This is a genomic window from Duganella rhizosphaerae (assembly GCF_040364205.1).
GTDB lineage: Bacteria > Pseudomonadota > Gammaproteobacteria > Burkholderiales > Burkholderiaceae_D > Rugamonas > Rugamonas rhizosphaerae.
The window spans coordinates 209227-234306 of sequence record NZ_BPWK01000007.1 but is presented as its reverse complement, the minus strand read 5'-3'; the positions used below and the strand labels follow the sequence as shown (position 1 = coordinate 234306).

Below are 25080 nucleotides of genomic sequence, written 5' to 3'. Positions count from 1 at the left end.
CCCTATGCATATTTCCTCGCCAACCCTGGACTGTCGTCCCAACTGCGGCGCCTGCTGCACGGCGCCCTCGATCACCAGCCCGATTCCCGGCATGCCCGACGGCAAGCCGGCGGGCGTGCGCTGCGTCCAGCTGGCCGACGACAACCGCTGCAAGATCTTCGGCCGTCCCGAACGGCCGGCCTTCTGCGGCGGCCTGCAACCGTCGGCCGAGATGTGCGGCGCCAACCGCGAATCGGCCATGCTGTGGCTGGCCGACCTGGAGCGCGCCACCAGCCCAGATAAGATTGAAGCAAGCAGTTCAGAAAAAAAATGACTACTTTTCTGCGCGCTTCCTAGGCTTTCGACTCGTCGCCATTTGCTCGCGCTTTACAACAGCCTCAAGGTACTGCTGCCCCGTCAGCAACTTGTCTCCCTTAGGAAGAAACCAACCTTCCACACAACTATTGTCGCGCAGAGCTATCTGAACATGGGTTCCTACACGGAAGCCTGACTTCGGCGCTACCTCGACACCCTGATAAAAAGCACCTCGCACCGCTTGAAAAGATGGCAATGGAGGCGAATTATTTGCTCGGATATCATGAATGAATGTGAATACCGCATTATCAAGTTTCCGCAGAATTATGTCGGCGTCGTCTTCACTTGCAGCGGCGTTCTTTGGCACAGGGTTGCCCGTCGCTGCTAAACCGGCCAGCAACGCAGGATAAGCAAGAATGAACTCGTTGATGCCTTCTTGCGTTGTCATATCCAGCCAGTGCTGGACTCGAAGAACCGCCCCCACAACTGCAGGCGTGCCAATTGGCTTTGCGGTGTACATCTTGGTGGGGTTGTTGTGGGATGCATTGGCAAACATTAACGCTCGCTTAGCATCCCCTTCAAAGAAATAAGCTCCAGGGCCTAGCCAATCGTAGGGATTTTTGCTGTGGTCGAGATGTGCAAGCTTGCCACTAACCAAATCGTCTCTCGTCGTGATATCGCAACCGTGATAAACGACGAGCAAACGCCCTTCAATCATTTGTAAACACGAGAGAGTTTGCCCCCAACGGTAACAATGCCAGCGCGACGCACGGCCAAGGCGGCGGCTTTGTCCGATATAGCATAGGGGTTCGCCACCGTCGTGGAGGCAGAGGAATTCACTCCGCCAGGCTTCGCCTTGGGGACAGAGCCGTGCGCTGGTTTAGCTTTTGATTTCGAGGTAACCATGCTTCATTTTCGCACAACACCAAAATTGCCGCAAATTTAAGCACTGACATCCTAAACCTGCTGCAATAGTCTTAGCGAAAGGTGAGCAAGCCGTTCCAAGACTTGCCTCCCTTTCTATCAACGTACAGCACATGTCAAACCGGCAGGCGTGCGCAGCGTCCAGCCGAACGACCTGGAACGCGCCCCAGCTCCGCTTAAGGCTTGGTGTAGCTGTAGGTCAGCGAATACGCGCCGCCGGTGCCGCTGGTGGCCAGCGCATAATAGTAGCCCGCAGCGGCGTTGTAGGAGATCGACGGACTGGCCGCCGCACCTGTGCCGGTAGCCACTTGCGCCCAGCCGTTCGCACCGTACTGGTACAGATAGAGCTGGTAGGTGGTGCCCACCTTGCCGGTCAGCTGCAAGCTAATGTTGCCGGCCGCCGCCTGTATCCAGCCCGGGTTCACATTGGGCACGTTGACGCTGCCGCCGGCCGGAATGGTGCCGGTCTGCGTCACGCCGGCGGCGCCGCCGCTGTACTGCGCGAACACCTTGCGCGCCGCGCCCTCGTTGACCGCGTGCCACGGATAGCCCAGCATGCGCATGCGCGAGTTTTCAGTCGGACGATATTTACCGCTGGTGCAGTACTGCGCGCCCTGGAACACGCCCACGGTGCCGTTCGGATACACGCCGGCAGTGGTCGGCACCGGCGTATTGGCCGCGATCAGGCTGCGCCACTTGACGCTGCGGGTGGCGTTCATCGTCACATCGGGCTCGCCCGGCTCGCCATCCAGGCTGCAGGTGCCGTAGTCGTATTCGTCGGCCAGCGAGAACGCGGTGTGGCCGATCTCGTGCAGCGCGATCTCGATCGACTGGGGCGCCATCGACAGCGTGGCGACCTCGCCGCCGGAGCCGCCGTAGCGCGTGGAGTTGGCGACCACGATGATCACGTCGCGTTCGTCCGGCGCCAGCACCGAGCCGACGATATCGTGCACCTTGTCGGTATCCACGCACAGCAGCCGGTCGATGTTGTAGCAGTTGAAGGCGGCGTCCATCGCGGTGTCCCGGTAGATGCCCTTGTCCGGTTCATCCACGCCGGACTGGTTGCTGGCCACGTCCACGCGCCGCACGTTCATGTTGGCGCGGTTGGCGGCGAACAGCGGGTCGGCCAGGAAGCCGTCGATGACTTTTTGCGCATCCGTGCGCCACTTGCCCATTTCGGCAGCGGTGTAGCCGTCGCCGATGAACACATAGTCCATGCGCGCGGCGGCCGGCCCCGTGCTGAGGATGGTGGTCGCGGTGGCGGCCGGGGTCAGCGCGGCGGCGCGCGTGGTGCGCGAAGTGCCGGCCAGCTTGGCCAGGGTGGCGCGGTCGAAGCGCGCCAGCGGCGCAGCAGCAGCGGCGGCGCTCATGCCCTTGCCGCCACTGGCCTGCACCGGCAGCACCTCGACGCTGGCGGTGGCGCTGTCGAACGGCAGCGATACTTCAAACGAGCCGTTCGCCTGGCGCACGGTTTCTGCGATGTCGATGGCGCCGGTGCTGGGGTTGAACGCTTCGACGTGGCGCTGCTGGGCGGCGGCCACGGTCACTTCATGCAGGATGGCGCCCTGCGCATCGCGCGCGACCACGCGCCATTGCGCGCCCGGCGCCTGGTTGCGCACGTCGGGCGTCAGGGCGAAGGTGCCGATTTCCGCGTGGCGGGCGCTGAACACCGGGCCGCTACGGCCATCGGCGTAGCTAAGGCGCAGCGAGATATTGTCGGCGCTGGCGGCGCCGGCGGCCAGCAGCGCTGCCAGCGCCGCCGTGATGCGTAGGTAGGTCATGGTGTCTCCGTATTTTTTTAAGTGGAGCACCGATTGTCACGCCGTCGCCGGCGGCGCAGATGTGCAATGCGGCGCAACTTGCACAAACCTGCTGCCATCGTCGCCGGCTGTTGCGCCGCCGCTGCGCTGCATCAAAGCAACATCAACGCAACATCACCAATTGCGCCAGCATGCGCATCAATTCCGCTGAAAACTTGGGCGCCGGCGCCGGGCATGGGACGGCCGGTTTGCACACGCACGGCGGGGTGACGGTTTGGGTCTGGAACATGGCAACCTCCTGTTGAATGTGGCGCCGATATCGAAAATTCCTTACTCATGGAGTTTTATCAGCGTATGAGGTATATTTTCCTCGCTGTAGCGCCTGTGATCAAACGAGTAATTTTCGATCAATGAATAAGAAAAAATTAGCCTAACCCCGACATGAACAAACCGCTGCGCTCCCTTTCCGGCCTGATCGACTTCGACTGCGCCGCCCGCTGGGGCAGCTTCAAGCTGGCCGCCCAGGAGCTGCACAAGACGCCGGCGGCGATCAGCCTCCAGGTCAAGCAGCTGGAAGCGGCGGTAGGTTTCGAGCTGTTCACGCGTCACCCGCGCCACATCGCGCTGACCGACAAGGGGCAGGAACTGGCGGCTGCGGTGGCCCGCATGCTGGGAGAACTGCGCGCCAAGGTAGTGGCGCTACAGGACGGCGACGATGAAAAGATACTGCGCATCTCCACCACCCATTCGCTGGCGATCAAGTGGCTGGTGCCGCGCATCCACCGCTTCACCAAGCTGTATCCGGAGCTGGACATCCGTATCGATTCCAGCGACCGCCTGGCCGACCTGGAAGACGGCAGCACCGACGCCGCGCTGCGCTTCCATCCGATCGAAGACGGCGATCCCGAGCTGCTGTTCCGCGAACGGCTGGTGGCGGTCTACAGCCCGTCGTTGCTGGCGCCCGGCCAGGAGGCGCTGACGCTGGCCGATCTGCAGCGGTTCCCGCTGCTGCATGAACACAGCAACGAAGAATGGATACAACTGCTGCGGCAAAACAGCGCCCTGAAAGGCCAATACGATTTCTCGCGCAGCTACAGCAACTTCGCCGTGCTGGCGCAGGCTGCGCTGGCGGGACAGGGCATCAGCCTGGTTTCGTACGCAATCGCCTACGAAGACCTCTGCAGCGGCGCCTTGAAGCGGATCGCCTGCTTCAGCGCCCCGTACCAGCGCGGCTACCGGCTGGTGGTCAGCCGCAGCAAGGAAGGCACGACCAAGATAGCGCGCCTGCGCGCCTGGCTGAAGGACGAGATCGACGAGATGCAACGCTCGCTGGATTGACGGCGCGGCCCGATTGATCTACCTTGAATGAACCTCAACCGGCGCGCTTATGAATTCATCCATCAGATTCCTCGCCCTTTTCCTGCTTGCGACGTCGGCATCGGCCGCGCAGGAGCTGCGCTATGTGCAGAAGAGCGAAGAGCGCCCCGCCCCCGGCAAACGTGAACTGAGCCGCTTCCAGGAGGCGCTGGGCACGGCGCTGGCGCGGCAGATGGGGCGGCCGGTGCGCTTCCTCTCGCTGCCGCGCAAACGCATGATAGGCGCGCTGGAAAGCGGCGAAGGCGACATCCTGTGCGGCTATGTGCCGGCCTGGGTCAAGGGTGACGTGTACTGGAGCCGACCCTTCATCCCCACCTCGGAAGTGCTGGTGTCGTCGAGCCGGGTGCCGGCGCCGCGCACGCTGGACGAGTTGAAAGGCAAGCGCATAGGCACGGTGCTGGGCTTCCGCTATCCCGAAGTCGAACAGCGCCTGGGCGCGGAGTTCGTCCGCGACGACGCCCCCTCCTCCGACCTCACGCTGCTCAAATGGCAGGCCGGCCGCTACGACTATTTTCTGGCCGCCCGTAACATGATCGACAGCCAGGCCGCCAAAGGCGCGCTGCCGGCCGGCTACCATCTGCTGGTGGTCAACGAGTATCAGTCGATGTGCGCCGTGTCCAAGCAGGGCAACGCCGGCATCGACGAGGTCAACACCGCCATCGACGCCATCGAGAAAAGCGGCGAACTGGCGCGCCTGCTGCGCCTGCGCTAGACGGTGACCAGCTAGCGTACCAGGCACGGACGCTTGGCGTCGAAGCTCCATCCGGATATCAGGAACTGCATCGCCACCGCGTCGTTGCGCGCGCCCAGGCCCATGTTGAGGTAGCGCTGGTGCGCCGCTTCCACTTCCGCCATGTCCAGCTCCACCCCCAGTCCCGCGCTGGCCGGCACGTCGACCATGCCGCCCTTGATTTGCAGCGGCGCCCTGGTCAGGCGCTGGCCGTCCTGCCAGATCCAGTGGGTGTCGATGGCGGTGATCTTGCCCGGCGCGGCGGCGGCGACGTGCGTGAACATCGCCAGCGAAACGTCGAAGTGATTGTTCGAATGCGAGCCCCAGGTCAGGCCCCACTCATGGCACAGCTGCGCCACGCGCACCGAACCCTGCATGGTCCAGAAGTGCGGATCGGCCAGCGGGATATCCACCGACTGCAACTGGATCGCGTGCCCCAGCTCGCGCCAGTCGGTGGCGATCATGTTGGTGGCGGTCGGCAGGCCGGTGGCGCGGCGGAACTCCGCCATCACTTCGCGGCCCGAATAACCGTTCTCCGCCCCGCAAGGGTCTTCGGCGTAGGCCAGCACGTGGCCCTGGTCGCGGCACAGGCGGATCGCGTCCTTCAGCAGCCAGCCGCCGTTGGGATCGAGCGTGACGCGCGCCTCGGGGAAGCGTTCGGCCAGCGCGGTGACGGCTTCGATTTCCTCCTCGCCGCGCAGCACACCGCCCTTCAGCTTGAAGTCCTTGAAGCCGTAGCGTTCATACGCCGCTTCCGCCAGCGCGACCACGGCCTGCGCATCCATCGCCGGCTCATGCCGCAGGCGCGACCAGCGGTCGGCCGCGCCGGGATCGCTGGCGTAGGGCAGATCGGTGCGGGTGCGGTCGCCGATGAAGAACAGGTAGCCCAGCATCGGCACCTGCGCGCGCTGCTGGCCGTCGCCCAGCAGCGCGGCCAGCGGCACGTCGAGGTGCTGGCCCAGCAAATCCAGCAGCGCGCACTCGATAGCGGTAACAGCGTGGATCGCGATGCGCAGGTCGAAGGTCTGCAAACCACGGCCGCCGCTGTCGCGGTCCGCAAAGGCTGCTCGGGCTTTGTTGAGCACCGCGTTGTAGTGGCCCACCGGCTGGCCGACGATCAGCTCCCGCGCATCTTCCAGCGTGGCGCGTATCGCTTCGCCGCCCGGCACTTCGCCCACGCCCTGGTTGCCGGCGCTGTCGGTCAGGATCAGCAGGTTGCGGGTGAAGTAAGGCGCATGCGCGCCGCTCAGGTTGAGCAGCATGCTGTCCTGCCCCGCGACCGGGATCACGCGCATGGCGGTGACGACGGGCGTGGTGCTACGTTGACGTGGGTTGTTCATGTGTCGGGGTCTTCTGGTTATTTGGGTGGAAGCAGTTTGAGCGCGCCCTCAAGACGGATATCGTCGGAGGCGCTGCCGACCATCAGTTTGAAGTCGCCGGCTTCGGCGCCCCATACCAGCTGGCTGTTGAAGAACGACAGCAACTCGCGGTCGATGGTGAAGCTCACGCGGCGCTGCTCGCCCGCCTGCAGATGGATCTTCTGGAAGCCTTTCAACTCCTTCACCGGCCGCACGACCGAGGCGACCATGTCGCGCAGGTAGAGCTGCACGATCTCGGTGCCCTCGGCCTTGCCGGTATTGGCCAGGTCGAACGACAGCGTGACCTGCTGCGATGGCGACATCTCCTTGCCGCTGATGGTCAGGCCGGAGTATTTGAAGTCGGTGTAGCTCAGGCCATGGCCGAAGGCATAGCGTGGCGTGTTGACGGAATCGATGTAGGCCGATTTGTAGACCACGTTCTTTTCATCGGTGACGGGGCGGCCGGTGTTGTACTGCGCGTACGACAGCGGAATCTGGCCGACGCTGCGCGGGAAGGTGATCGGCAGCTTGGCGGACGGGTTGTAGTCGCCGAACAGCACGTTGGCGACCGCGTTGCCGCCTTCGCTGCCGGGGAACCATGCATAGACGATGGCGTCCGCCTGCTCGGCGATGGTGTTGAACACCAGTGGGCGGCCGGCCAGCATCACCACCACGATCGGTTTGCCGGTCGCCTTCAGCGCGGCGAACAGTTGCTCCTGATGGCCGGGCAGCGTGATGTCGGTGCGGGACTTGGCTTCGCCGCTCAAGTCCCAGGTCTCGCCGACGGCCAGCACGACGACGTCCGCCTTCGATGCCGTGGCGACGGCTTCGGCAAAGCCCTCGGTGCCGCCGCAGCGGTTATCGCAGGCCGGCGCGTAGCTGACCTGCGCCTTGCCGGCGTGGCTGCGGATGCCTTCGAGAATGCTGACCACGGGCGCGCGGTCGCCCTCCACCACCCAGCCGCCTTCCAGGTCGCGCCGCGCATCGGCCAGTGGCCCGATGACGGCGATCTTTGGCACGGCGCGCGACAGCGGCAAGGTCTTGCCCTCGTTCTTCAGCAGCACCAGCGATTTCTGCGCCACGTCCAGCGTGGCGGCGCGGTGCGACGGATCGGCCAGCACGGCTTTTTCCCGCGTGGCGACCGAGTAGCGGTACGGATCGTCGAACAGGCCAAGCTCGAATTTCTTGTACAGGATACGGCGCACGGCATCGTCCAGCGTCTTCATCTTCACCTTGCCGGATTTGACGGCGTCCTCAAGGTGCTTGATGTGGGCGTAGCTCTCCATGTCCATGTCGCTGCCGGCGTTGATGGCTTTGACGGAGGCGTCGGCCAGGTCGCTGGCATAACCGTGCGGCACCATCTCGCGCACCGAGCCCCAGTCGCTGACGACGAAACCCTTGAAGTTCCAGCTGCCTTTCAGGATGTCGCGTTGCAGGAAGGCGTTGCCGGTGGCCGGTATGCCGTTCAGCGTGTTGAAGGAGTTCATGAACGTCGCCGCGCCCGCATCCAGCGCGGCCTTGAACGGCGGCAGATAGACTTCGAACAGCTGTTGGTTGCTCATGTCGACCGCGTTGTAGTCGCGGCCCGCCACCGCCGCGCCGTACGCCGCGAAGTGCTTGGCGGTGGCCATCACGGAATCGGTGGCGCCAAGCTGCTTGCCCTGGAAGCCGTGCACGCGTGCGCGCGCGATGGCCGAACCGAGGAAAGCGTCTTCACCCGCGCCTTCCATCACGCGGCCCCAGCGTGGATCGCGCGCCACGTCCACCATCGGCGCGAAGGTCCAGTGAATGCCGGCGGCGGCGGCTTCGCGCGCTGCGATGTGGGCCGACTGTTCGATCGCCTCCATGTCCCACGACGCCGATTCGCCCAGCGGCACGGGGAACACCGTATGGTAGCCGTGGATCACGTCCTGGCCGAACAGCAGCGGAATGTGCAGCCGCGATTGCAGCGCCAGCGCCTGGATCGCGCGCGTGTCGGCCACGCCTTTCACGTTGAGCATGGAGCCGACCTTGCCAAGCCGGATATCGGCCAGCGTAGCCGCGTAGTCGCTGCTGGTCGGGCCGGTGACCAGGCGGCCGGAGATCTGGTGCAGTTGCCCGACCTTCTCCGCCACCGTCATCTGCTTCATCAGCGCGGCGACCTTGCGATCGATCTGCGCTTCCTGCGCTTCCTGCGCGTGGGCCAGCAACGGCAGCAAGGCCGCAGCCAGGGCAAGCGTGGTTTTTTTCATGGTCATTTGTATTGTTGCTGTTTTTGGTCGTAGTAAGCCTTCATCGTGTAGAAGGCCAGCTTTTTCTTGCCGGTTTCGGAGATCAGGCCCTTGCGGTTCCAGAAGTCCTGGTAGTACGGGTGCGGACGGCGCGGCGAACGGAAGTCCGTCAGCACCCACGGCGTCATGCCGCGCAGGCCGGGGATAGCGTCCAGCAGCTTGAACTGGTTCTTGTACAGCAGGTCCTGATACTCCTCGCTCCAGCGGGTGTCGCCGTCGGCGTGCAGGCCGCCCAGCGCGTCGGCGCCGAATTCGGTAATGATCACCGGCTTGTTGTAATTGACCTTGAACGAGAACTTCAGCATTTCCTTGTTGTCGGACCAGTACCAGCCGGCGTATTCGTTGAAGCTGGCGAGGTCGATCTTGTCGGCCAGCGGATCTTCCACCGTCACCTCGTTGCCCTTGCGGTGCACTTCCAGCGCGGCGGCGACCAGGCGGGTATGGTCCAGCGAGCGCACGGTGTCGGCCAGCTTGCCCATGAAGACATTGCGCGCATCGCTGACCGGCGTCTCGTTCCCGATCGACCAGATGATGACGCTGGCGCGGTTCCTGTCGCGCGTGACCAAATCGGTCAGCTGCTGGCTGGCGTTGGCGTAGACCTCCGGCTTCTGCCACGAGATGGTCCAGTACACCGGCACTTCGGCCCATACCAGGATGCCCATCTCGTCGGCCAGCTTGATCATCTCTTCGCTGTGCGGATAGTGCGCCAGACGGACGTAGTTGCAGTTCATCTCCTTGGCCCATTGCAGCATCATGCGCATGTCGCCTTCGCCACGCAGGCGGCCCGGTATCAATGGGTTTTCGTCGTGCAGCGAGATCCCGCGCAGGAATACCGACTTCCCGTTCAACAGCAGGTCCTGGCCGCGAGTTTCGATGGTGCGGAAGCCGATGCGGTCATTGAGCTTGTCGGTTGTGCCGGCGATGGTGACGGTGTACAGCTTGGGATCTTCCGGCGACCAGTAGTGCATCCTGTTTTTCGCCAGCGGGATGCTGATCGCCGCGCGGCCGTCGGCGCCGGTGTGCACGGTGGCCTTGATGCCCGCCTCGGGGATGGTGATCGTCACGTCCTGCGAGCGCTGGGCGCCGGTCATCTGCACATAGCCTTCGATGCGGCCCATGTCGCCCTTGGCCAGCTGGATCTGGTAGTCGGCGATGTAGGTGTCCGGCGTTTCGGCCAGCAGCACGTCGCGGGTGATGCCGCCGTAGTTCCACCAGTCGGTGTTCAGTGTCGGGATGTCGTCCTGGTGGCGGGTGTTGTCAGCCTTGACGATGACGGTGTTTTGGCCCTTCAACAGGCTGCCCGTTACTTCAAACTGGAACGGCGTGAAGCCGCCTTTATGGCTGCCGACCTTCTTGCCGTTCAGGTAGACGTGGGCTTCGTAGTTGACCGCGCCGAAGTAGAGGAAGTAGCGCTTGCCGTCCTTGGGGGCGGCCTGGAACTGCTGTCGCATCCAGACCGTTCCCTCGTAGTTTTCCAGCTTGGCGTTCTGCGAGTTCCAGTCGCCGGGAATGGCCAGCGTCGGCGAGCCGTCGAAGCTGTATTCGACCGATTCGGTTTTGTCCTTGGGCTTGCGGTCGTCGTAGAAGCCGCCGGAGCCTGTGGCGGATTGGTCGAAGGGTTGATGGCGATAGTTGTAATAGCCCGCTTCGTAGGGATCGACGATGTAGTTCCAGCGGCCGTCCAGTAGAAGGTGCGTGCGGCCGTAGATGTTGTGCAGCGTCGGAGGCTGCTTCGTCACTGCCGCCGGGGCGACGGTGATGCCAGCGCCGGCGGCCGGCACCACCATCGCCTGGCCAGGGGCCTGGTCGTCCTGCGCCCAGGCCGCCGACAGCCAGCCCGCCATCAATAGCAGCTTCAATACACTACGCATCCAGGTCTCCAAGTTTTTTAACTACTGAATTTGCCTTCGTAAGCAGGCGGTGTCGGGTCGATATGCAGGGTGAGGCGCACCGGCAGTTTGTCCAACGCGGAAGCGAGGTGCGCGCGAGCGGCGGCCAGCACGGCGTCGCCGACTGCATTGACCAGTTCCTCGCTGCGGCCGGGCGTGATGCGCATGTTCATGTAGACGAAGGCGCGTCCCTGCTCGCCGTCCGCCACTGCGTATTGTGCGGCCGGATAGGCCAGCACGCGGGTGCCCAGCAGCGGGAACACCAGCGTTCCGCCGGCGTCCTTCAACGTCACCAGCGTGTGCGACAGCGTCTTGCACAATTCGCCGATGTCGGTGTGCGCGTCGAGATTGGCGGTGTATTCGATTTTTAAGTGCGGCATGATGTCCTTAGTGGTATTTGATGGTCCACTTGATCGTCAGCGGTTCCTTCATCGTCAGCTTGCCGGTGCTGCAGGTGACGAGCGTCTTCATCGCCCCATACGGCGCCATGTAATCCTTGCTGCCATTGGTCGGCGCGACCTGGCATTGCTGGAGGCCGGAGACGCTATACTCGCCCACGTCCCCCTTGGCGAAAGTGACCGTGCCGCCGTCCATCGCCGCTTGCTCGGAGAAGGACGCGAATTCCAGCGTGATCTTCTCCACTTCCTGCGCCCCCATCGGCGTGTAGACGTCGTTGCGGGTCAGCTGTCCGTGTTCCAGCGTGTAGGTGGTTTGCAGCTTGATGCGGCCGTCCTTGACCGGGCTTTTCTTGCCCAGCCGGTCCAGCTCATCCTGGCGATAGCTGACGGTGTAGCGCTGGCCGGCCTGGCTGGTCTTGATGTCCTTGATCCAGGCGGTGCCGATCAACTGCGCGCCATCGGCCATGGTGAACTTGGGCAGCAGCTGCGGGTGCGCACCGCCGCTATCGGCGATGCCGGAGACGATGCCCGGCGCGAACGGCAGCGGATAGTACGGGCTATTGTCATGCTGGCTGATGCCGCCGTTGATGATGTTCAGGCTGACGACGTGCTTGCCGTCGCGGAAAACGGTCAGCGCGCGGTCGTACTCGCCCTGCGCGAAAGTGGTGGTGCTGAACTGCGGACGGTTCTTGTCCAGCCACGCCTGCAGGTCGGCCTTGGGCGGCGCGTCCTTCATGCCGGCCTTGTTCCAGGTGTCGTTGGTGTAGATCAGCTGGTGCAGCAGCGAGAAATTCTCGCCCAGGATGCGGTGTTTGCCGCGATAGGCGTCGGTGCGGCGGCCCTTGCCCCACATGTCCAGCGAGTGCATGGACGGGTCGTACCAGAAGTCCATGTAGCGGGCGGCGACGCGCGACGAGAAGGCATACGCGTACTGCTTCTCTTCCGCCGTCAGCACATCCAGGTAGGCCGACACGGACAGGATCTCGACCAGCGCCGTCTCGCCATACGGCCCGAGGCTGCGGCCGAAACTGAAGCCGTCGCCGGCGGTGTTGCTCACATTGAGCGCGATGTCGGCCGCCTTGCGCAGCAGGCCTTTCAGTTCCGGAGTCGGCTCCATGCCGGTTTCCAGGAAGCGCTCGCAGATCTCCGCGATCAGCAGGATGCTGTAGCGGTCGAAGCGCCCTTCGCCGTCGGTCTCGTCGGAGAAGCCGAACTTGCCCGAGTATTTTCTGTAATGCGTGAGCATTTTGTCGAGCAGGATCTTGCTGCCGCTGTCGTCCTCCCAACCCATCAGCATGCGCAGGCGCGCGATGCTGAACGCCACGCCGTAGTAGTTGGTCGGCAGGTTAATCAAGTCATACTGCGGCACGGTGACGAAGGTGCGCCAGTCCAGCTGCTTGCGCAGTTTCTCCAGCGTGGCCGGGCTGACCGCCCGCTCCAGCAGGCCCGCTTCCTTCAGCTTGACCAGCGTGCCGATGTAGTAATAGATGCCCCAGGTGTGGTTGTCCATGCCGACCGTCATATCGGCGATGTCGCGATAATCGCGTAGCCGCTGCGGCAACGCCGGATCGTCCTTGGCGCTGTTCAGCAGCACGTGACCCAGGCCCGCCGCCACTTTACCCGGCAAGAATTTGTCGCCGGCCTTGAACGGCGCGTAGCCGTCGATGACGATGGCCTCCTTTTCCGCCACCAGCTTCTTGAAAAAGTAGTCCAGCTGCTGGTAGGCGTTGTCCTGCACGATGCGGTTCATCGGCGCGCTCGCCTGCGGCGGCACATAGTTGGCGGCGGTTTGCGCCGCTGCGCCGCCGGCGGCCAGCATGGCGGCCAGTGCGAACAAGGAAAGACGGAATCGGGTCGAAATCATGGGGTGGCAGACTCTTCTTGGAAAACGTTTAACCGATGTTATGTGATTTTTCCGGAGACGTAAAGCGTCATGTGAAAAAAACGCGGTTAAACGCGGTTGGCGATGGAGCCGCGCAGTATCAGCTGCGGCTCGATCATGTTGAACGCCGCGGCGGGCTTGCCTTCGATCCGGCCTATCAGCTGCTCCATCGCGGCGGCGCCCAATCGCTCACTTTGCAGGTCGACGGTGGTCAGCGGCGGCGAGGTGTAGGCGCCAAACTGAATGTTGTCGAAGCCGGCCACCGAGATGTCGTCCGGCAGGCGGAAACCCAGCGTCTGCGCGGCTTTCATGAAACCCAGCGCCATCAGGTCGTTGTAGCAGATCAGCGCATCGGGATGGTCGGCGCCGAGCATGATGGACGAGCACACCCGCGCGCCCTCCTGCGCCGACGGCGCGCCGGCGTCATGCACCGCCAGCGGCAGGCCATGCGCGGATAAACACTCCCGGATGGCGGCCAGTCGCTCCTCGTCACGGCGCGATTTGGAGAAACCCAGATAGGCGATCTTGCGGTGCCCTTGCGCGACAAGGTGCCGCGCCAGCATGCAGGCGCCGCGACGGTCGTCGCCCGCCACCCATGGAATATCGTGCTGCGCCAGGTGGCCGAAGAACACCATCGGCTTCCCCAGCTCCATCATCCACTCCATCTCCGATTCCGCTATGCGCGAGATGACGAACATGCCGTCCACGCGGCGGCTCAGCGCCTCCAGCAAGGGACGTTCGCGGTCCGGGTCTTCGTCGGTATCGACCAGCAGCAGCGTGTAGCCGTGCTGCTGCGCCACGCGGTTGGCGCCCTTGACCACGCTGGCGAAGTGCGGATTGGCCAGGTCCAGCAACGACAGGCCGATGCTCTTGGTGCGGCCGGTGATCATCGACGCCGCCAGCGGGTTGGAACGGTAGCCCAGGTCGGCGATGACCTGCGTGATGGTCGCTTCCACGCCCGCCGAAAAACGCTGCGCGCCGTTGACGAACTTGGACACGGTGGCGGTGGAAACGCCTGCCGCTGCGGCCACGTCGCGGATGGTGGGTACGGGTTTTTTCATCAATCCAGTCAATCGATTTTTATTTTAATGGGCCATCCGCTTCGATCTTAGCACGGCAAATCCGCCACAGACCATGCGTCGACTGACACGAAAGCGATTGACCCCGAAAAAATATTCGCTATACTTGCGATTAAACGTTTAACTACAAAACTCAAAATGACCACTACCTCTAGCGCAAAACCTTTCAAACGCATCCTCCTGACCGGCGCCGGCGGCGGCCTGGGCACCATCCTGCGCGAGCGCGCCAAGGCCTGGGCCGACGTGGTGCGCCTGAACGACGTCAAGGACCTGGGCCCGGCGCGCGAAGGCGAGGAGATCGTCATCGGCGACCTGGGCGACCGCGACGGCGTGCTGAAAATGATGGAAGGCGTGGACGCCGTGCTGCACTTCGGCGGCATCTCGGTGGAAGACAAGTTCGAACCCATCATGAACGCCAACATCCTCGGCCTGCACCATCTGTACGAGGCGGTGCACAAGTGCGGCGTCAAGCGCGTGATCTACGCCAGCTCCAGCCACGTGGTGGGCTACTACGAAACCACGCAGCTGGTCGACGCCAGCATGCCGCTGCGTCCCGACGGTTTCTACGGCGTGTCGAAGGCCTTCGGCGAAGCGCTGTCGCGCTACTACTACGACCGCTTCGGCACCGAGACCGTCTGCCTGCGCATCGGCTCCTCCTTCCCGGAACCGAAGAACAGCCGCATGATGGTCACCTACCTGGCCTACGACGACCTGGTGGAGCTGATCCGCTGTTCGCTGTTCACGCCGTGCGTGGGCCACACGATCACCTTCGGCACCTCGGACAATCCGACCAAGTGGTGGGACAACAAGCACGCCTCGCACCTGGGCTATGTACCCAAGCACAGCTCCGGCCAGTTCGCCGGCAATTTCCCCGACAGCGCGGCCTACCCGGCGGCCGGCGATGCGCCGACCATCTACCAGGGAGGCCCGTTCGTCACCGCAGGACCCATGTACAAATAAAACTCAACGAGACGCTTACATGAAACCAACGTATCTGCACGCCGCCGTGCTGGCCGCCTTCGTGGCCGCACTGCCCGCAACACCAGTATTCGCCGGCGAAGCACCGGCCACCGAGACAGCCGCGCCCTCGGCCGCCATTAATCCGAAAGCGGTGTTGAACGCGATGGAGCGCGTGGCCGACTGGCAGCTGGCCAACCCCAGCAAGCACCGCACCGACGACTGGACGCAGGCGGTGGGCGATACCGGTTTCATGGCCCTGGTGGGCATCTCGGGCGACCGCAAATACCGCGACGCCATGCTCGCCATCGGCGACAAGAATCAATGGAAACTGGGGCCCAACCACTACCACGCGGATGACCACATCATCGGCCAGACCTACGCCGAGCTGTATCTGCAATTGCGCGATCCGAAGATGATCGCCGCCATGCGCGCCAGCTTCGACGACATCCTGGCCAACCGCCGCAGCGGCACGCTGGACTTCACCGTGCCGGGCAACCAGGAACGCTGGTCGTGGTGCGACGCGCTGTTCATGGGCCCTCCGACCTGGCTGCGCCTGTGGGCCATCACCGGCGACCAGCGCTACCTGGACTTCGCCGTCAGCGAATGGTGGGCGACGTCGGACTACCTGTACGACAAGGAAGCGCACCTCTACTTCCGCGACAGCAAATACTTCGACAAGCGCGAAGCCAATGGCCAGAAGGTCTACTGGGGACGCGGCAACGGCTGGGTGATGGGTGGCCTGGTGCGCATGCTGCAATACCTGCCGGCCAAGCACCCTGCCCGTCCGCGCTTCGAGCAGCAGTACAAGGAAATGTCGGCCAAGCTGTTGACGCTGCAGCAGCCGGACGGCCTGTGGCGCGCCAGCCTGCTGGACGCGGCCAGCTATCCGTTGAAGGAATCGAGCGGCTCGGCGCTGTATGCGTATGCCTTCGCATGGGGCGTCAACCAGGGCCTGCTGGATGCCAGGACCTACAAGCCCGCCGTGCAGAAGGTGTGGAGCGCGCTGGTGGCCAACGTGCAGGCCGACGGCAAGCTAACCCACGTACAGCCGATCGGCCAGGATCCCAAATCGTTCGACAACGACGCCACCGAGGTCTATGGCGTCGGCGGCTTCCTGCTGGCCGGCAGCGAGGTGTATCGCATGGCGGTGCTGGACAAGGCCAGGCCGCAGACGGTCAGCGTGGCCAACGGCACCGACGGCCTGCGCGGCGACGAGCTGGTGGAAGTCACCCCGGGCGTCAAGGCGCCGGTGGTGATGGATGCGTCCACCTCGGCGATCCTCAACTCCCAGCTCATTGAGGACAAGCGCGGCAAGCATCTGCTGTTCTCCGTGAACGTGCCGGCCGGCGATACGCGCCGCTACCTGGTGCTGCCGGCCGAGCGCCTGGCCGCCACGCCGCCGGCCGACGTGAAGACGCATGCGCGCTTCGTGCCGGAACGGCTGGACGACTTCGCGTGGGAAAGCGACCGCACCGTGCACCGCGTCTACGGGCCGGCCATCATCAAGGATCCGAAAGAACACCTGATCAGCAGCGGCGTGGACGTGTGGGTCAAGCGGGTGCGCTATCCGGTGGTCGACAAGTGGTACAAGAACGGCGCTTATCACAAGGATGCCGGCGAAGGTCTGGACTACTACCACGTGGGCCAGAACCGCGGTTGCGGCGGCACCACCATCTACGCGGACAACGCGCTGCATAACTCGTCCAACTACCAGAGCTGGAAGGTGCTGGCCGACGGCCCGCTGCGCTCCGTGTTCGAACTCAGTTTCGGCAAATGGGATGCCGGCAAGGGCCGCATGGTCTCCGAAGTGAAGCGCTTCTCGATCGACGCCGGCTCCAACATGACCCGCGTCGAAAGCCGCTACAGCGCCGGCGGTAAAGGCCCGCTGACGGTGGGCGTGGGTATCGTGCAGCGCGACGGCCAGGGAGCGTACGTGACCGACGCCGCCGGCGGCTGGGCCAGTTACTGGGAGCCGCAACACGGCGACGACGGCATCATCGGCTGCGGCGTGATCCTGCCGGCCGGCGCCAGCGGCTACGCCGTCACCGACGGCCAGCAGCTGACACTGGGCACGGCCCAGGCGGGCAAGCCCTTCGTCTACTACTTCGGCGCCGGCTGGAACAAGAGCGGCGACTTCGCCGACGGCGCGGCATGGCAGGCCTACGTGCGCAACTACGCGCAAAAGCTGAAGGCCCCGCTGACAGTCACCACGCAATAATTCGCACCACCGCCGGCAGTCCCCAAAATTGCCGGCGTATTTTTTCACCATAAGTGGAAGCGATTCCACAAAGCACTTAATAAAAACTGGAGACTTCATGAAACCTGCCATCCCTGCGCTGCGGCCCATCACGGCCGCAGTCGCTATCGCCCTGCTCGGCCTCAGCGCCGCCTCCGCCCAACAGGCCACCCCGGCCGACAGCGGCAAGCTTGAATCGGTGGTCGTCACCGCCAACAAGCGCGCCCAGAACCTGCAAGACGTGCCGGCCTCGATCACCGTGCTGGGCGACGCCGTGCTGCAGCGCTCCAACGTGCGCGACCTGGAAGACATCCCGTCGCTGTCGCCGGCGCTGACGCTGTCCTACGGCAGCCAGCCGGGCAACTTCAGCATCAATATGCGCGGCATCGGCACCTTCTCGCTGGGCATCGGCGTCGAGGCCGACGTCTCGGTGATCGTCGACGATATCCCGCAGGGCATGCAGGCCGGCGCCTTCAAGGACCTGGCCGACGTCTACCGCATCGAAGTGCTGAAGGGACCGCAGTCCACCTTGTTCGGCAAGAGCTCGATCGCCGGCGCGCTCAACATCACCACCAAGCCGATCGGCGGCCCGCTCAAGACCACCGTCAGCACCTACCTGACCGACGACCATGAATGGCGGGCCGGCTTCAGCGTCGGCGGCGCCGTGTCGGACACGCTGCGCATGCGCCTGGCCGCCAGCAAGACCAGCTACCAAGGCACGCTCAACGACCTGAGCACCGGCGGCCACCTGAACGGCAGCAAGGGCGACAACCTCAGCGGCAAGCTGGAGTGGACTCCGCTCGACCAGCTGACCGTGACGCTGACGCCGCACTACAACCGCACCGAGAAGTTCTGCTGCTCCAACGCCTACAGCTATATGTCGCCGGGCGGCATCTACCGCAACGCGCCGCAGCTGCCGGCCTCGCTGGTATTGAACGGTATCAGCATCGGCCCGGGCAACCGCGACGTGCGCAACGATTACCCGACCGGCGGCAAGTTCCATGACGTCGGCACCGGCGTCAAGCTGGACTGGGCCTTCGACCCCAACGGCCCGCTGGCCGGCCACACGCTGAGCTCGATCTCGTCCTACGGCCGCTACCACATGGACGACTACCAGGACAACGACAACACCGACATCGACATCCTGCCCTTCCTGCTGCTGCCCAACGGCCAGCCGACCGGCATGCACGGCGGCCTGTTCCAGTACGGCTCGTTCGACGTCCACTCGACCACGCAGGAGCTGCGCCTGACCTCGCCGGACAAGGGCGCGGTGCGCTACGTCGCCGGCCTGTGGTACGGCAAGAACTGGCTGAACCGCGAACTGACCAAGGCGCCGCTGATCCAGGCCTACGGCACTTCCTACGGCGCCGACGCCTGGAACATCAGCAAGGCCATCTACGGCCAGGGCTCGTGGGACTTCGTGCCGAACACCAGCCTGATCCTCGGCGGCCGCTACAACGACGAAGACACCGGCTACAACTTCCGCCGCTACACGGTGCCGCCGCAAGTGCACGCGCTGACCGAGTACTACCACAAGGAAGACAACGACAAGAGCTTCACCGGCAAGCTGGGCCTGGAGCACCGCATCAATAAGGACAGCATGGTCTACGCCATGGCCTCGACCGGCCACAAGGGTGTGGCCTACGACCTGACGTCCGGCTTCACGGCCGCCACCGCCAAGCTGCCTGCCGTCAAGCCGGAAACCGCGAAGAGCTACGAGATCGGCCTCAAGCAAAGCCTGCTGGACAACCGGGCGATGTTCAGCATGGCTGTGTTCCGCACCAACTTCTCGAACTTCCAGCAATCGTCGAGCTTCTTCGACGCCGACGGCACCTATCGCACCGGCTTGAACAGCATCGGCGGCCTGCGCACGCAGGGCGTGGAAGCGGAAGGCAGCATCCGCGTCACGCGCGAGCTGCAGCTGAACGGCAGCTTCGCCTACACCGAAGCCACCATCCAGTCCTTCGAGAACGGCCCGTGCTACAACGTGCTCAACGCCACCGGCACCGGCACCGTGATCGGACCTGGCTGCGTGGTCAGCCCGAAGTACAACAACAGCAATGTGCAAAACCTGGCCGGCAAGACGCTGCCGAACGCGCCCAAGATCAAGGTCAACCTGGGCGGCCAGTACGACCTGGTGCTGCCGTCGCAAAGCTTCAACGGCTTCGTCGCGGCCACCACGCGCTACCAGAGCCGCACGCAGTTCTCGCTGAACCAGGATCCGATGACGGTGCAGGGCGCTTACAGCATCACCAACCTGAGCTTCGGCGTGAAGGACAAGCAGGACCGCTACAAGTTCACCTTCCTGGTCAACAACCTGTTCGACAAGCGCTACGCGGCCGGCCTGAACAACGGCTATGCCAACAGCAACTGGAGCAGCAAGGCGCCCAACACGCCGCAGGTGGTCAACACCACCGAATGGCTGCCGCCACGCGACTACCAGCGCTACTTCGGCGCCCGGCTGGACATGACGTTCTAAACCGAGCATCTCCTCGCGGCCCCGCCATCGGGTCGCTCTTTCGCCCTCCGTCGGCGCGGCTCCCCCGCGTGGCCGGAGGGATTTTTTTAAAAGTGACTTAAGATAACGATATTCATTCGGTTACCCACCCACTCTCTCGCGAATCATATGGACACCACGGCGACGCAGCGGAACAGCGAAGGCCTGACAGCTCACCAGGTAGCGGAAAAACTGTATGCCGACGGGCCGAATGAACTGCCCACCTCGCGCCCGCGCAACGCCTGGCGCCTGCTGCTGGACGTGGTTTCCGAGCCGATGTTCCTGCTGCTCGTCGCCTGCGGCGGCATTTACCTGGTGCTGGGCGACCGCAACGAGGCGCTGATGCTGCTGGGCTTTGTCGGCATCGTTATCTGCATGACGTATTTCCAGCAACGGCGCACGGAGCACTCGCTCAACGCATTGCGCGACCTTTCCTCCCCTCGCGCCCTGGTGATACGGGACGGGAAGCAGGAACGCATCGCCGGCCGGGAGCTGGTGGTCGGCGACCTGGTGCTTCTGGCGGAAGGCGATCGCGTTCCCGCCGATATCGACTTGCTCACCGCATCGAACCTGACCGTCGACGAATCGATGCTGACGGGGGAATCCGTGCCGGTGACCAAGCATGGCGCCGACGCGGTCGATGCCAGGGAAAGCCGCTTGTATTCCGGCACGCTGATCACCCAGGGGACGGCGAGCGGACTGGTGATAGCCACCGGGCCGAACAGCGCGCTGGGGCGCATCGGCGCGTCGCTGGCGGCAACGGCCAGCGAACTGACGCCGATCCAGCTGGAAACGCGACGCGTGGTCAAGGCCGTCGCCATCGGCGGCTTGTGCCTGGCCGCCGGCCTGGCGTTGGCCTACTGGTGGCTGCGCGGCGATGCGCTCCAGGGCTTGCTGGCCGGCCTGACCCTGGCCATGGCGATACTGCCCGAAGAATTGCCGGTCATCCTGACGCTGTTCCTCGGGCTGGGCGCGTGGCGGCTGGGGCGCGAACAAGTCCTGGCGCGCAGCATCCCCGCGATCGAGCTGCTCGGGGCGACCACCATCCTCTGTGTCGACAAGACCGGCACGCTCACCGTCAACCGCATGCAAGTGGTCCAGCTCTGGTCGGAACAGTCGGACTATGACTGCCAGGCGCCGGAGGCCCCGGCTTTACAGGAAGAGTTGCACAGCTTGCTGGAATACGCGGTCCTGGCCAGCCATCGGCAAGCGTTCGATCCGATGGAGTCGGCCATCGTACAGGCCGGCGCCCGCCTGCTGGCGAACACCGAACACCTGCATTCGGACTGGGCGCTGATCGACGACTATCCGCTGTCGCGGCAGATGCTGGCGATGTCGCGCGTCTGGCGATCGCCGGACCGCTCGGAATATCTGATCGCCGCCAAGGGTGCGCCGGAGGCCATCGTCGATCTATGCCATCTGGAACCGGCGCGCGCGGCCATCATCGAAGCGCAAGTCGCGGCCATGGCCGATAACGGCTTGCGGGTGATCGGCGTCGCCCGCGCCACGTTCCCTGCGGCCAACCTGCCGGACAATCAGCATGTCTTCGATTTCGTCTTCCTCGGCCTGGTCGCGCTGCAAGATCCGTTGCGGCCGGAAGTTCCGCGGGCGGTGGCGCAATGCCACGCGGCGGGCATGCGGGTGGTGATGATTACCGGCGACCATCCCGCCACCGCCCTGGCGATCGCGCGGCAGGCCGGCATCACCGGCGCGCAGGGCGGCCTGTTGTCCGGCGTCGACCTGGCGGCGATGGACGCGGCAACGCTGCAGCTGCGGCTGAAGGACACCGACGTCTTTTGCCGCATCGCGCCGGAGCAGAAACTGCGCCTGGTGCGGGCCTTCCGCGACGGCGGCGAGGTGGTCGCCATGACGGGCGACGGCGTCAACGACGCGCCGGCGTTGAAGGCGGCCAGCATCGGCGTGGCGATGGGCGCGCGCGGCACCGACGTCGCGCGCGAGGCGGCGGCACTGGTGCTGCTCAAGGACGACTTCTCCTCGCTGCTGCTGGCGGTGCGGCACGGCCGACGCCTGTTCACCAATCTGCGCAAGGCCATCGTGTTCATCGTCGCGGTGCACGTGCCCATCGTCGGCCTGTCCATCCTGCCGGTGCTGCTGGGCTGGCCGATGCTGCTGATGCCGGTGCATATCCTGTTCCTGCAGATGGTGATCGACCCGGCCTGCTCCATCGTCTTCGAGGCGGAGCCCATCGAGGCGGGCGCCATGGCCAGCAAGCCGCGCAAGCCGGACATGCATCTGTTCGACCGCGAGATCCTGGCACGCGGCCTGCTGCAAGGGGGCGGCCTGCTGGCCATGCTGATCGGCTTCTACCTGATCGTCAAAGGGACCGGCCAGTCCGACGACATGGCGCGCACCACGACTTTCCTGACGCTAGTCTTGTCCAACCTGGGGCTGATCCACACCAACCGCAGCTGGTCGCAGCCATCATGGCGGCGGCGGCCGGCGGCGGGCCGGTCGTTTGCCTGGATCAGCCTGGCGACCACGCTGTTGTTGGCGGCCGTGCTTGGCCTGGACACCATCCGCGAGCTGTTCGCGTTTGCGCTGCCCGGCCCTGCCTTGCTGCTGGCGTGCGGCATGGCGACGGCGTTGAGCATCGCGTGGTTCGAATTGATCAAGCGCTGGTCTTATTCCGCCTTGACCGTCAGGCGCTTGATGGCGCGGTTCTTGCCGTAGGTGGCCGACACCAACAGCGCCTTGCCGCAGCGGGTGCGGTACAGGTAGCTGCGCTCTTCGCCGTCGACCGTGCGCTGCAGCAGTTCCAGCGGCGGCCCGGCCTGTGCCGGACAGGCGCGCAGCAACGGCGCAGCCTCGGCCGCCGGATCGACCGCCATGTTCGCCACGGCGGCGGCCACCTGCTGCGTCACCTCCGGCTCCACGTCCTCGATCGGCTTGGGCGCCTGCGCCATCGCGCAGCCGGACGCCAGCGCGACCGGCAAGAGCAGGGAAAACAGCCTGTACATAAGCGACCTTTCGTTGATGGTTTGGGATCCATCTTAGCGCCGCGCGCGGGCCGCCGCTATGTCTCATTTTTAACAGAATCCGAAAAACTGTCTAAAAACGCCCGATTTTACAAATGGCAAAAAGGCGTGGATATACTCGTTTGGCACCCACAAGGCTCGCATACCGAAACCAATAAACCAATACCTATAGGAGTTCATGCAGCATGCGCCAATTCGCCCGTCCCCTGATTGCATCCCTGATCGTCCTGGCCTACGCGGGTTCCGCGCACGCCGGCAGCTATTCCGTTGACAACCTGACGCTGTTCTCCGGCACCACCGCCACCACGGCCGAGGACGCGCTGCGCCAGAACGCGGCCCAGTTCGGCCTGCCGGCGTCGCTGAACAACCTGGGACTGGTGAAAGTGCAGGAATCGCTCACCGGCAAGCACTACCACTATCAGCAAATGCTGCGCGGCCTGCCGGTGGACCGGGCCGAGATCATCGTCTCCATCAGCAAGACAGGCCAGCTGCAAAAGATCTTCAACGAAACCCGCTACATCTCCGACAAGGTCGACGCCAGCGCCGTCAACCAGCTGTACAACCAGGCCCAGATCACCGACGACCAGGCGCTGGACAAGGCCTGGACCAATATGAAGGTGCAGCACCCGCTGGTGGCCGCGCCGTCCTCCGAACTGGTGTGGGTCACCACCAAGGACGGCGTGCAGCTGGCGCGCAAGGTGCGCATCGAGGCGCAGATGCCGACCGGCGGCTTCGTGCAGTTCCTGAACGCGCATAACGGCGCCGTCATCGCTTCCTACTCCACCTCGCTGCCGCGCCGCGGCAAGCGCTCGCTGGACGCGCGCGCCGAACTGGCCGGCCCGGTGCTGGACCGCCACGCCGCCACCAAGGCGATCAGCGACAGCCAGGGCACGCATGGCCGCCAGGCCCTGCAAGGCGGCGCCGTGGCCGCCGTCACGCCGTCCGGCATCAACGGTTCCGGCTACGCCTTCGACCCCGATCCACGCACGGTGCTGAACACCGACGCGCTGACCGACACCTCGCCCGCCTCCGCCTTCGACGCCGCCTACTCGACCAAGACCCTGCGCGACCTGACGGTGAGCGGCGGCGTCTACAAACTGAGCGGTCCGTTCGTCAACATCAAGAACATCGAATCCCCGGCCACCGCGCCCAGCACCACCAGCAACGGCGTGTGGACGGCCAAGCGCGGCAACAACGCTTTCGACGACACCAACGTCTACTTCCACCTGGACCAGAGCCAGCGCTACATCCAGTCGCTGGGCTTCACCGGCACCAAGTCCATCATCAACCGTCCGCTGGACGTCGACACCGACGGCGTCAACGGCGACGACAACTCGCACTACAGCGGCGGCGCCGCCGGTTCCGACTACCTGGCCTTCGGCCACGGCTGCGTGAACGACAGCGAAGACGCGGACGTGATCCTGCACGAATACGGCCATGGCATCCAGGCCAACATCAACAGCAGCTGGACCGGCGGCGACACCGGCGCCATGGGCGAAGGCTTCGGCGACTACTGGGCCGCGTCCTACTCCTACAGCACGCCGAACGGCAAGATCTACCACCCGGAATGGGCCTTCAGCTGGGACGGCCACGGCGCCTGCTGGGACGGCCGCATGCTGAACCGCACCGACGCCAAGTACAACGCCAGCAAGACCTACGCCGCGCACCAGTCGGTGACCGAGGGCGGCGTCAGCTTCCAGTCGGATGAATTGTGGTCGGCGCCGCTGTACCAGTCGATGGTGGCGCTGATCGCCGCCGGCAAGCCGCGCGCCAATATCGACCAGATCATCCTGGAGGCGCACTTCGGCCTGGGCAGCAACGTCAAGATGCCGGCCATGGCCACCGCCATCGTCAACGCGGCCAAGACGCTGTTCCCGTCCGACCTGACCTACGCCAACACCTTCCAGGCCAAGTTCGAGGCGCAGAACATCCTGTCGTCGGTGGTCAGCGGCCCGACCATCAGCGAAGTGGAGAGCAACAACACCACCGCCACCGCGCAAGCCGTCAGCACGGCCGGCACCACCGTCAACGGCACGATGAGCGCCTCGTCGGACGTCGACTACTACAAGATCGTGCTGCCATCGGGCAAAACGCTGGCGCTGAGCCTGGCCCCGAACGCCAGCTCGGACTACGACCTGGAGCTGTACAACAGCGCCGGCACCAAGGTGGCGTCCAGCACCAACGGCACCGGCGCGACCGACAGCCTGAGCTACGGCACCGCCGGCACGCTGTACGCCAAGGTGATCTACTACAGCGGCGGCACCGGCGCCACCAGCGGCAAGTACACGCTCAAGGCCAGCTGGTAAGCACCCGGCGGTCGAAATATCTTCCTTTCAACGCCCCGTTCCGGGGCGTTTTTTCGTTTGGCCGCCGAAAACCGCATTACGCTTGAGTGAGATTCAGAATCGGAGGCGGCGAACATGGTAAGCT

General features: G+C 64.4%; 18 protein-coding genes. 8 read left to right on the top strand and 10 right to left on the bottom strand.

The window, feature by feature from the left end; all coding sequences use genetic code 11:
• Positions 1–4 precede the first annotated feature (4 nt).
• Positions 5–313 carry a YkgJ family cysteine cluster protein gene (locus RUGAMON1_RS17155; protein WP_445231644.1) on the top strand — a complete coding sequence of 103 codons (309 nt, stop codon included), beginning with the start codon at positions 5–7 and terminating at the stop codon, positions 311–313.
• On the opposite strand, the gene RUGAMON1_RS17150 is transcribed toward RUGAMON1_RS17155, so the two are convergent.
• The 3 genes from RUGAMON1_RS17150 to RUGAMON1_RS17140 all read right to left on the bottom strand — a co-directional run bounded on the left by RUGAMON1_RS17150 (position 314) and on the right by RUGAMON1_RS17140 (position 3267).
• Positions 314–1012, bottom strand: coding sequence for a hypothetical protein (locus tag RUGAMON1_RS17150; RefSeq protein WP_445231643.1), 699 nt, complete (start codon positions 1010–1012; stop codon positions 314–316). It abuts the gene before it with no gap.
• A gap of 382 nt (positions 1013–1394) precedes the next feature.
• Positions 1395–2999, bottom strand: coding sequence for a M64 family metallopeptidase (locus RUGAMON1_RS17145; RefSeq protein WP_445231642.1), 1605 nt, complete (start codon positions 2997–2999; stop codon positions 1395–1397).
• Between the two features lie 142 nt (positions 3000–3141).
• On the bottom strand, positions 3142–3267 hold the full coding sequence (locus tag RUGAMON1_RS17140; protein ID WP_445231641.1) for a hypothetical protein: 126 nt from the start codon (positions 3265–3267) through the stop codon (positions 3142–3144).
• A 152-nt stretch (positions 3268–3419) separates the two neighbouring features.
• On the opposite strand from RUGAMON1_RS17140, the gene RUGAMON1_RS17135 reads away from it, so the two are divergent.
• Both RUGAMON1_RS17135 and RUGAMON1_RS17130 read left to right on the top strand, forming a co-directional pair.
• Complete coding sequence (locus tag RUGAMON1_RS17135; RefSeq protein ID WP_445231640.1) at positions 3420–4316, top strand: LysR substrate-binding domain-containing protein; 897 nt, start codon at positions 3420–3422, stop codon at positions 4314–4316.
• 49 nt (positions 4317–4365) lie between these two features.
• Complete coding sequence (locus RUGAMON1_RS17130) at positions 4366–5067, top strand: substrate-binding periplasmic protein (protein WP_445231639.1); 702 nt, start codon at positions 4366–4368, stop codon at positions 5065–5067.
• A gap of 11 nt (positions 5068–5078) precedes the next feature.
• Here RUGAMON1_RS17130 and gudD read toward each other — a convergent pair whose 3' ends face one another.
• From gudD to RUGAMON1_RS17100, 6 genes are all read right to left on the bottom strand, one after another.
• On the bottom strand, positions 5079–6425 hold the full coding sequence (gene gudD / locus RUGAMON1_RS17125) for a glucarate dehydratase (RefSeq protein ID WP_445231638.1): 1347 nt from the start codon (positions 6423–6425) through the stop codon (positions 5079–5081).
• Between the two features lie 17 nt (positions 6426–6442).
• Positions 6443–8680, bottom strand: coding sequence for a beta-glucosidase BglX (gene bglX, locus RUGAMON1_RS17120; RefSeq protein ID WP_445231637.1), 2238 nt, complete (start codon positions 8678–8680; stop codon positions 6443–6445).
• Positions 8677–10584, bottom strand: a complete 1908-nt coding sequence (locus tag RUGAMON1_RS17115) for a glycoside hydrolase family 2 protein (protein ID WP_445231636.1) — start codon at positions 10582–10584, stop codon at positions 8677–8679. Before RUGAMON1_RS17115 ends, bglX begins: the two co-directional genes overlap by 4 nt.
• Before the next feature lie 17 nt (positions 10585–10601).
• A complete protein-coding gene (locus RUGAMON1_RS17110; RefSeq protein ID WP_445231635.1) occupies positions 10602–10982 on the bottom strand; it encodes a 5-carboxymethyl-2-hydroxymuconate isomerase in 381 nt (126 codons plus the stop codon).
• A 7-nt stretch (positions 10983–10989) separates the two neighbouring features.
• Positions 10990–12864 (bottom strand): hypothetical protein, encoded by a 1875-nt coding sequence (locus RUGAMON1_RS17105; protein WP_445231634.1) that lies wholly within the window; start codon positions 12862–12864, stop codon positions 10990–10992.
• Between the two features lie 86 nt (positions 12865–12950).
• The gene (locus RUGAMON1_RS17100; protein WP_445231633.1) at positions 12951–13943 is read right to left on the bottom strand and encodes a LacI family DNA-binding transcriptional regulator; all 993 of its coding nucleotides are present in this window, start codon (positions 13941–13943) and stop codon (positions 12951–12953) included.
• A gap of 156 nt (positions 13944–14099) precedes the next feature.
• Here RUGAMON1_RS17100 and RUGAMON1_RS17095 point away from each other — a divergent pair, with 156 nt between their 5' ends.
• From RUGAMON1_RS17095 to RUGAMON1_RS17080, 4 genes are all read left to right on the top strand, one after another.
• Positions 14100–14921 carry an NAD-dependent epimerase/dehydratase family protein gene (locus tag RUGAMON1_RS17095; RefSeq protein ID WP_445231632.1) on the top strand — a complete coding sequence of 274 codons (822 nt, stop codon included), beginning with the start codon at positions 14100–14102 and terminating at the stop codon, positions 14919–14921.
• A 19-nt stretch (positions 14922–14940) separates the two neighbouring features.
• Positions 14941–17139, top strand: a complete 2199-nt coding sequence (locus RUGAMON1_RS17090; RefSeq protein ID WP_445231631.1) for a glycoside hydrolase family 88 protein — start codon at positions 14941–14943, stop codon at positions 17137–17139.
• A gap of 97 nt (positions 17140–17236) precedes the next feature.
• Positions 17237–19636: a TonB-dependent receptor gene (locus RUGAMON1_RS17085; RefSeq protein ID WP_445231630.1), complete on the top strand. Its 2400-nt coding sequence runs from the start codon at positions 17237–17239 to the stop codon at positions 19634–19636.
• A gap of 147 nt (positions 19637–19783) precedes the next feature.
• Positions 19784–22345 (top strand): cation-translocating P-type ATPase, encoded by a 2562-nt coding sequence (locus tag RUGAMON1_RS17080; protein ID WP_445231629.1) that lies wholly within the window; start codon positions 19784–19786, stop codon positions 22343–22345.
• Here the strand turns inward: RUGAMON1_RS17080 and RUGAMON1_RS17075 are convergent.
• Positions 22297–22632, bottom strand: coding sequence for a hypothetical protein (locus RUGAMON1_RS17075; RefSeq protein ID WP_445231628.1), 336 nt, complete (start codon positions 22630–22632; stop codon positions 22297–22299). The genes RUGAMON1_RS17080 and RUGAMON1_RS17075 overlap by 49 nt on opposite strands.
• A 203-nt stretch (positions 22633–22835) precedes the next feature.
• Between RUGAMON1_RS17075 and RUGAMON1_RS17070 the strand changes: the two genes are divergently transcribed.
• On the top strand, positions 22836–24956 hold the full coding sequence (locus RUGAMON1_RS17070; RefSeq protein ID WP_445231627.1) for a M36 family metallopeptidase: 2121 nt from the start codon (positions 22836–22838) through the stop codon (positions 24954–24956).
• Positions 24957–25080 lie beyond the last annotated feature (124 nt).